This is a genomic window from Niveispirillum sp. FG156 (genome assembly GCF_057809555.1).
This window is the reverse complement of sequence record NZ_JBMDKE010000043.1, coordinates 1-9,685: the sequence shown is the minus strand read 5'-3', so window position 1 is coordinate 9,685 and position 9,685 is coordinate 1. Positions and strand designations below refer to the sequence as shown.

Sequence of the window (9,685 nt, the reverse complement as noted above, 5' to 3'; positions counted from 1 at the left end):
GAACGGGCATCCGTTGTGGCAGATCAGCCGCCGACAACGACCTGCTGACGGTTACCAGCGGCGTCGTAGGTGTAGGTAATCACCCGGCCATTGGGGTAGCGCACCTCGATCAGGCGGCCCAGAGCGTCATACTTGTAGGAAACCTGAGGCGCTGATTGGCCCAAGGCCGGCGCAGCCGTCAGGCAGAACAGCGCAGCCAGTCCAATAATCAGGGAACGTGCCAAGATAACCTCCATGATCCTTGAGGGGTGGGGTTTCTGAAATTTTTAATGCAAATGCAACATGCACTCGCCTTCAAAGAAAACTGGGAGATGTCGGCTAAACAAATCCCAGTACGACATACGCACAGAACCGACTTTCACCATAATAGGGGAGAATGGTTCTGGATTTTATGCGTTCTAATTTCATAGACTTATTTGCTTTTTATAAAGCCTAAACGTGCCTCCGGTAATTGTTCCGCCATCTGATGATAGGAACCGGATATTTTCCAATGCCTGCTGGCGCGTGCTGCTTAAAAGACCCCAGCAGTTCCATTTCATGGGCGCGCCGGCAAACGCACCTTCTTCATTTACGACTTCAGACAATATGGATCGGTTACTATCTATGTCAGGAATCCATTCCGTAGACCTTACCAATTTCACTGTACCTGACGACATAAGGGTTCCATCAGTATTCAAGGAAATATAATCCTGTTCAGCAAAGTACATGCTATTCGGGCCTGCATCAGTAATGACCAGAGATTCCATTCTATAGGCGTAAAATGCTGAATTCTCCCATTGATCGCCAATACTCAATTGAACCGCTAAATTCCCACTGCTGCACTGCGCGTTCGTAAACTCGACATGGTAGATCCCAGGGTTTTCCGTCATCTGAGTGAAGCTGACATAGCTGACGGCGGAAGACACGGTCACCACTTCGACAAGTTGCAGCGCCCCCCCACCGCCAGAGGCAGGAGCGGCGGTGACATCACTCAGATCACTGGTTCGCGCCCAGTTTGTGCCATTCCAGAATGCGGGGACGCTGCCGCCATCAGCGTCGGTGACATATACAAGCTCACCCGCGGCAGTCGGAGTGATATCCGGGAGCGCAGAAACGGTGTAGGGGCGCGGTGTCAGATGGCCGTTCGGATTGAACAGATTGACCGCATCAGCACCATTAGAAATGGAACCGTTGGGTTTAATCCGAAAACGCTCTTTTACAGAACCGTCCGCATCAGACACGCGGAATTCCATGCGTGTGGGACGGTTGGAAGACGACCAGGTCGTGTCCGCCCGCACGTTGATGTTGGCACCAGTGGACCAGTTCTCAGCCCAACCGGTCCAAACAATTGACCCCAAACTCGCGTCAGCAGGCGGGAATGTCGGCGAAGACAGGGAATTGCCCGCGTAGCCCATAAACAACCCGCCACTCGACGAGCCTGCAGCATAGGTTGCGAATCTTGCACCATTATTTCCGCTTGCAATCACCGCCGCCGTGTCGGGGTGCAGCGGCAAGCCGGCGCTGCCAGAACCTGGAACTGTTTCTGCACCTTTACTTACATGCAAAATAGATTGCGGCGTTGCAGTGCCAATACCGAGCTTCCCGCCTGAACTCAGGCGCATGCCTTCATTTGTCGTGGTGCCGCTGACAGTCGAAAACGCCAAATCGGCGGTGCGGACAGTGGGCGACCAGTTCGCGGCGGCGATAGCCTGGATCGATGCACCACGAAGCTCGTAACCGACATTTTCGGCGTAACCGGAAAACTCGATCTGACCCAGAGTGTCGGAAGCTTGCGGGTACAGACCTGCGTCGTGCGTCCCTCGCCCGCTTGCCAAGGTCATCTGCGCGCAGGTACCTGCGGCGCCATAATGTGACACCTTGAAGAAGGTGGACACAGCGGTATCGTAGCTGGATACAGAGAAGCTTCTGGCTTTGAAATATGTTGAGCTATGATCAAGCCGCGCAAGAGGGCCGATTCCATTCGGCAAATGCGCACCAAATTGAAATGCAGCGGGGTCCCCGTTCCAGTCCTTGCCAGCGTTCAAGTATACATTGCCGGCATAGGACTGTAAAAAGAAGTGATTCTCCTGCTTTCCATCCAACCCTATAAAGAAAATTGAAGACGCATACTTGGTAGTATTAGCATTATATGAGACATTTGTCTGGATTTTCAGGAAATCCGCAAAACCAACACCTGTGCCCGCAGGAACCGCCCCGGTCATATGCAGAAAGCCAACCGTGTCATCACCAAGAACCGGAGAGGGCGAACTTGCAGGCCCACGATGTCGAGACATGACAACACGAGGTGCCTGCGGCAGCACAGTGCTGTTGGCTGCGCCAAGTACTACCATGGGCGCCAGACTGCCATCGTCCGTGCCATAGCAAGCAAGACCAGTGTGGCCAGTAAAAGAATTCCTGGCGTTTGCCCCCCCAATCCTCAGAACGCTATATGATGGGTCATACATAAGGCGTGAACCGGCCCCCGCACTGGGGGTCAAACCGGAGTTTAAACCCTCCAGTGCCAGGGATGGTTTAACAATGGTAAAACTATCGAAGACAATAACTGTCGTACTCGCCCCATTCACCGAGTTACGGTAATACGTGGTGCCAGAACCCCCTGCGATCAAAAAATGTGAATAAGTACCGTTAGAAACACGATACCCGATTATCACATCTCCCGGCTCCAGGGACTGAGCCTCAGAGAACTCCATGACTCCAGTACTGGCAGTTAACGTAAACGTACCGACACCCGGAACTGTAGTCTGTGGGCCTGTACGATATCGATTTGCTTTCAGTGTGCCGGTGTTATCACGCGCAGCCACTGTCGACGCAGTGGCATCCGTTGCCGCGTGCAGCCCGTCCAGCAAGTCAGCATTCAGGTTATTGACCAGCGTTGTGGAGGTCACCGTGAGAGGGGCGGTCCCCGTTGCCGCAGTGGCGGCGAGGCTGCCGGCACTGAACTGTGCGGCACCGGCACTCCAGTTTCCCGAAGCGGCATTGTAGAGCAGCAGCGTCGATGACGTGGAAAAATCCCGGCCAGCCGCCGTATTCTTCACGATCATCAAATTGTTGTTGTTCGTGCGCAGTGCGAAAAGACCGTTGGCGTCTGTATAGTCGCTATCGTCCAGAATGAAATAGGGATCGGTCCCGCGTATTTTGACATTGCCGGTAAAGGTGCCCCCGGTGGCGGGCATGGCGTCGGTGATGCCATATCCGGACAGCGTCGTCGGCTTGGCGGAGATCGAACTCCAGACAGGCGCGACCGTGACATTGCCGGCGGCGGTAAGACGACCTCTGGCATCCACGGTGAAGGTCGGGGCCTGGGTGGCGCTGCCATAGCTGCCGGGGGCAACGGCGGTTTCGGCGGCAGCGATGCTGACGGCCCGCGTGCCGGCATTGAAGCCAAGCTGCACACCGGCGCCCGCCACGAAATTCAGCGTCGCTCCCGGACCACCGGCGGTGAACTGTGCGCTGCCGCCATCGCCAATGACGCCGAAATTATTGCCGGCGACAATCTCCGCCGCTTCGGTTGCAGAATCGGCTGCCTTCTTGGCCCAGTGCAGGGCGGAGTAATTGCCGGGATATTGCGGTATGGCGGTGTTTTCCGGACTGACGGCCCAGGCCTGGGCCAGATTGCGGGCGGCCAGGGCGTCCGCCGCGTCCGATTGCGCCGCCGCTGCCGCCGTGACGGCATCATCCTTCGCACCGCCGGCGGTAACAGCGGCGGTGGCGGCGTCGGCTGCATCCTGGGCTGCGGCGGTGGCTGCCGCCGTCGCCGCATCACGGGCCTCATCCGTGTCGCCTGCTGCCTGGGTTGCAGTGGTGGCCGCATCCTGGGCTTGACCGGCACTGCCCCCTGCGGCGGTGGCCGAAGCGGCGGCAGCGCTGGCCGCCGCTGTTGCCGTACCGCTGCTGGCAACAGCCGTATCCTTCGCCGTACCGGCCGCGGTGGCGGCAGTGGCGGCATCGGTCGCGTCCTGTGCCGCCGCCGTCGCCGCTGTCTGGGCGCCATCCCGCGCCGTCGCAGCGGCGGATGCCGCCGTCTGTGCAAGGTCACGGGCTTCGACCGCATCGCCCATGGAATCCTGGGCGCTGGCCGCCGCCGCAGCGGCCTGACCGGCGCTGCTCCCCGCCGCAGCGGCAGACGCACCCGCCGCCGTCGACGACCCTGCCGCATCGGCAGCATGCTTGCGGGCCGAATACTGATCCCCGGTCACGGGGCCATCCATCTTGACGGCCCAGTTCTGCGCCTGTGCCGCCGCACCCTCTGCAGCCGTCCTGGCAGCCACGGCATTCCCCGCAGCGCTCGTCGCCGTCGCAGCCCCGGTACCGGCTGTTGCGGCGCTGGCCGCGGCGGCGGCGGCATTGCCACTGGCGCTGGCGGCATCAGCCGCAACCGCCGCCGCCGCCGCAGAGGCCGCCGCCGCATCGGTCGCCACGGTCTGGGCGGCGGTTTCCGCCGCCTCCCGCGCGTCATTGGCCTCTGCGCTGGCGGTTGTGGCTGCCGCTGCCGCTGCTTCCGCCGCTACACGCGCGGTGATGGCCTGTTGCGCCGCCTCACTGCCGGCAATGGCCACACCGGTCTGTACCGAAAGACGGCTGACGGCACGATTGAAGATGATGTGCAGGGCCGTATCGCCCGGCGCCATAAGGGGCGCGCCCGTTGTCGGATCGAAATCGCGGTGGATGGCATAGACGGCGCCGGTGGCGTCGGGCCCCGACCAGCCCTGCTCCAGCAGAAGCTCCGTATCGGAAAGGACCGAAGCCACAAAGGCCGACGGACCATTGGACCCGATCAGCAGCATGTCGCCAGTCTTCACATTGGCCAGCCAGCGCGTGCCGGCACCGGAGACAACCGTCTCACCGAAAAGGAGATTTACAGCACCCTCGCGATACTGGGCCATGTCTGTTTCTCACTCTAAAACTGGTTGCACAGATACTGCGTACTGGCGGCTGCCCGCCCTCGCGGGCGTGTCAGCCATGGCGCATCGGTAAGGACAGCGCCAAAAGAGAAACCTTGCGCCCCGTCAATGGGGCATCAGGACCATCCGGGGTTGTTTGCGCCCCGGACGCCTGACCGGCATTCAGATGTAGACGTTCAAGGTCCTGGGGTTGCCAGCGACATCAATGCGGCAGGTGATGATGCCGTCACAGAGGTGGCAAACCTCAATCACCCCTTATACGTCGTAAGAGTAGAGGGCACTGATCAGGATCAGCGGGGATGATTGCGGCCCGACTGGCAATGGCGGGTGCGCGATACGGCAAAAAAGACAATGCAAAGGTGTTGCAAGTCATTTACCTCCACCATCTCTAGAATCCATAACCGCCCCATCCCTTCACACAACAAAACATACCCCAGAATTCTTTAGAAATTCCTATAAACTTCTAAATATATCGGGGAATTACTACAGAATAACCTCGAGAACGCCGAACTCTTCGAGCTACGACGATTGGAAATCGATAGTGAATACAAAATCACCGCTTGCCAAGCGGAAAAAGAATCCAGTATGCAAATATCATATAACTTTATGAGAGCTGAAGGGCGTGATTTCCATGGATTTTCAAACCACGGCGCGCACCGTCATCAGCCTCGCCATCCTTTGTGGCGCCCCGGCCCCGGCCTTGGCGCAAAGCAGCGCGGAGGAGCCGGCGGCGGTTCGGATTGGGACGGCGCCGTTGGTTTCTCCGGAGCAGGCTCTGGCCTATTTCGCACCGTTGGGGACGGTTTCTACGGCGGATACGTTTGCCCTTCCCGATGCTGATTTCCGGGGTGCCGTCGCGGCCTATGGTTCCGATCCGGTCAAGCTTTCCGCCTTTGTGCGCGACAATGTCGACATGGTCTGGGCCTATGGCCTGGGGCGTGGCGCGCATGGCGCGCTGATCGACCGGGCGGGCACGGTGTTTGACCAGGCGCAGCTGCTGGTGGAGCTGCTGAAGGCCGCCGGCAACACCACCGGGCGCTATCAGCTGGGCCGGCTGACCCTGACCGGCGCGCAGTTTCAGGCCTGGACGGGCATCAGCAGCGCCAAGGCCGCCTGCCAGCTTCTGTCCAGCGGCGGCATCCCCGCCCGTATCAATGGCGAGACCAAGGCCGACTGCGCCTATGCGGGCACGGTCAGCCAGGTGGTGATGAGCCATGTCTGGGTGCAGGCAACCGTCAACGGACAGCCCGTCCTCCTGGACCCCAGCGTCAAGACCTATGCCCGGTCCGGCAGCGATTCGGTGGCCGGCAAGGCCGGCTACACCGCCGGCTCCGCCCTGACGGCGGCCACCGGCGGGATGGAGAGCGGCACGGCGTCGGGTGTGCCCTATGTGCGCGACCTGCAGGGCACGGCGCTGAACGGCACCCTGGACACGCGCACCGCGACATTGCTGTCCCATATCGACAGCGCCCTGCTGAAGGATGATGCACCGGCGGGCCGTCTGTCCGATCTGATCAACGAGCCGGAGATCCAGGCCGGCACCGATGCCGGCGGCCCGGCCCGGGGCAATGTCGACGCCACCTGGGACAACATCCCCGACGCCTACCGGACGAAGTTGCGCGTGGAGGTGCGTTTCACCAAGGTCAACCGCCTATCCGGTCTGATCGAGGATATCCAGCTTCTGGCCAGCGACCTGTTCGCCGACCGGATTGCGGCGCACAAGCTGGTGCTGGACAATAATTTCAACCGGATCGAGGCCGCCGCGCCCAGCACCCATACCAGCGGCAATCCCGATAGCGGCCTGAACAAGCTGGTTGCCACCCTGCGCCTGCGGGGCGAGGATATCGGCGATATCGATCTGGTTCGGGGCGAAGTGGCGCAGGAGGTTCGCGATGGGCGCGCCACCCGCATCCTGCTGACGGCCAACCATCCCTATGCCGCCCTGGCCGGCGCCTATATGGATGCGCAGGTGACCAAGGCCGTGGACCTGACGCTGCCCGTCGCCATCGTCAATGGCTGGGGCTGGACGGGACCGCAGACCACGACCCGCTGGGGATCGCGCCTGGACCGGCTGTCACCGGCGACCAACAGCACGTCGCGCGGCTGTGACGATTTCGACAGTCAGCAGGAACCGACCTGCAGCCCCTACATGTCCACCATCGGCGACGCCCGGCGCGAGCAGATGGCCGGGGCGTGGCTGGCCCAGTCGGGAACGGCGGCGCGCCTGCATGCGACGCTGGCCGACGCGCATTTTGTGCAGCACCATTCCCTGGGCGTGGTGGCGGCGGACATCAAGCTGGGCGCCATCGACCGGATCAAGGCGTCGCAGGGCGACAGCGCCGGCACCAGCCAGTGGTTCTACACCATCGCCGACAGTTTCGACCGCATCGACATTGACAGCGCCATCAGCCTGACCAGCCGCACAGCCGATACGGTCGCGCGGCGCGCGGGCCTTCTGGCCATCGCGCATACGGGCGAGGCACTGGAGGGTCAGGTCCCGGTGGAGGCCGCCGATACGCCAGATGCCGTTTCCACCACCACCCGCATGGCCTGGGCCAATAAGCCTTCCACGGGCTATACCGGGTCCGACCCCGCCCTGAATACCGATCCGGCCATCAAGGTCAATGCCACGACCTGGACCAGCGCCGGCCCCCGCCGCTTTTACCAGTACAGTGCCGCCAACGCCGCTGCCGCGGGCAGTTTGACGGTGACGGAGGGGCAAAGCGAGTTGCCCGCCGGCCAGGTCGGCAATCTTGGCTCCGGCGGCTCCATCTATCCGGTGGGGCAGCTCTGGGGCGACGACGTCTTCAAGCTCAGGCTGGTCAATGCCGTGGCCGCCTATGCCAATGCCGGCTACACCATCGTCACCTCGGCGGAAAGTTTCCTGGGGCCGGGCGCGCGTATGGGCAATATCACGCGCCACGCCACACCGGATGTCGGGGGCGGCAACTATGTCACCTATTCGCGCGGCGTCAGCCGGGCGCGCGGCGGCGCCCTGGTCGCCACCAAGTATGACAGCGCCGGCGATCCGGTGGCCATCGCGCATGTCGCGGTGAATTTCAACCCCATGGGGGCCCTGGCCAAGGGTGGCGGTGCGGGCATCCAGTCCTTCCAGAAGGCGCAATACGACCCCTCCACAGCCGCCGACATCCTGAAGGCCAAATTTGCCGACCGGTCATCGGACCGCGGCGTCGATCTGAAATCCGGCAAGCTGACCTATCAGAGCCCCGTGGGCCTGACGGTCGGCAGCGGCAAATTCCCCTATCAGCTGTCGGCCAGCCTGATCTGGCGCGGCGGACAGCGTGAACAGCTGGGGTCGACCCCGCAATCCCCCTATCAGCCGCAGACACCCTGGACCACCAACTGGACCAGCTCGGCCAGCATCTCCTCCTCGGTCGCCGAAACCATGGGCACGGGCGACCTGCGCGCCACGGCGGGGACCGTCACGGCCTTCCTGGCCCTGCAGGACATCTACCGCGCCGATCCATCGCCCCAGCGTGAGGCCGCCGCCGCCCTGGCCGCATCCTGGTGGCTGGAGACGCTGGCCGGCAATGTCGCCACCGTGACGGTGGGCAGCAGCACCCAGCAATTCGTGCGTCTGGCCAATGGCAGCTGGGTCAGCCCCGGCGGCGGGCCGACGACCCTGAGCGTGACCGCGGGCAGCAGCACCAACCCCGGTTGGCGCAAACCCTATATCGAAAGTTCCTGCATCCTGTCGGGCGCCGGCGGTTCCGGGGCCACCCTGCCGCAGAACCGGGGCTGGGATTACCGGGGCCTGCGCCTGACGGTGACCAGCCCCAATGGCGACAAGCAGCATTTCGACCATGCCTATGTCACCGACACGTCCGAATATTACGGCTGCTTCGTGCAGCAGGGTTTCCGGCTGGCGCGCTGGGAGCTGAAACAGGGCGTCGCGCTCGACCTGACCTATGATGCCACGCCGGGGCAGCAGCAGCACCTGCTGTCGGTGTCGAACAATCTGGGCCGGCGCATCGATTTCGTGCGCTCCGGCCTGGACGGGTTCAACAATGGCCTGCCCGTCGGCAATACGGATCGCCGCGCCGTCAGCATCACGACCGGTTTGGGCTGGAACCACACCGGCGTGGACGGCAAGACCTATGAATTCCGTGCCGGTGTGGTGAATGACCAGTACCGGTTGACGGAGGCCTACCGCCCCCTTGACCTCAACACGCCCTTCCTGCGCTGGGGGTACGACGCGCTGGGTCGTGTGGCGACGGTGGAGGATGCGCAGGCGGTGGCCGAGCCGGCCACGCGCGGCCCCTGGACCTTTGCCTATGCCGCCGGCCTGGGCGGGGTGCGGACCGATCCGCTGGGCGGGCGCTACACGGCGCGCTACGACACCGATGGCCGCCTGCGGCAGGTGGTGGACGAGCTGGGGCGCATCACGGCGCTGACGCCTGACGGGCGGGGCCGGGTGGTGGAATATCTCTACCCGATGGGGGAGAAGCAGCGCCTGACCTATGACAAGCGCAATAACCCGACCAGCATGACCCGCGTGGCCCGCCCCGGCTCTCCCCTGGCCGTGACCACGGTCCGGGCCGAATGGGATGGCACCTGGAACAAGCCCAAGCGGGTGACCGATGCGCGCGGCGCCGTCACTGACCTGACCTACAGCCCCGCGACGGGCCTGCTGAGCAAGCTGGAACAGCCCGCCATCACGCCCTGGGGTGAGGCCACCGCGCGCCGGCCCACCACGACTTTCACCTATGACGCCTATGGCCGCCTGAAGACCGCGACCGACCCATCGGGCATGGCGAGCCGCT

3 protein-coding genes are annotated in these 9,685 nt (G+C 62.6%); 1 reads left to right on the top strand and 2 read right to left on the bottom strand.

The genetic code is table 11. The features are described from left to right. Positions 1-23 precede the first annotated feature (23 nt). Positions 24-224, bottom strand: coding sequence for an RHS repeat domain-containing protein (locus ACODSP_RS22985; RefSeq protein ID WP_488967872.1), 201 nt, complete (start codon positions 222-224; stop codon positions 24-26). Positions 225-404: 180 nt separating this feature from the next. Continuing rightward, positions 405-4,883 (bottom strand): hypothetical protein, encoded by a 4,479-nt coding sequence (locus tag ACODSP_RS22980; protein ID WP_488967871.1) that lies wholly within the window; start codon positions 4,881-4,883, stop codon positions 405-407. A 649-nt stretch (positions 4,884-5,532) separates the two neighbouring features. Here ACODSP_RS22980 and ACODSP_RS22975 point away from each other — a divergent pair. Next, on the top strand, positions 5,533-9,685 hold a 4,153-nt coding region (locus ACODSP_RS22975), incomplete at its 3' end, for an RHS repeat domain-containing protein (protein ID WP_488967870.1).

Bases quoted from the DNA above. Each gene is read 5' to 3' on its own strand.
- ACODSP_RS22980 (WP_488967871.1), bottom strand. From the start codon at position 4,883: ATGGCCCAGTATCGCGAGGGTGCTGTAAATCTCCTTTTCGGTGAGACG.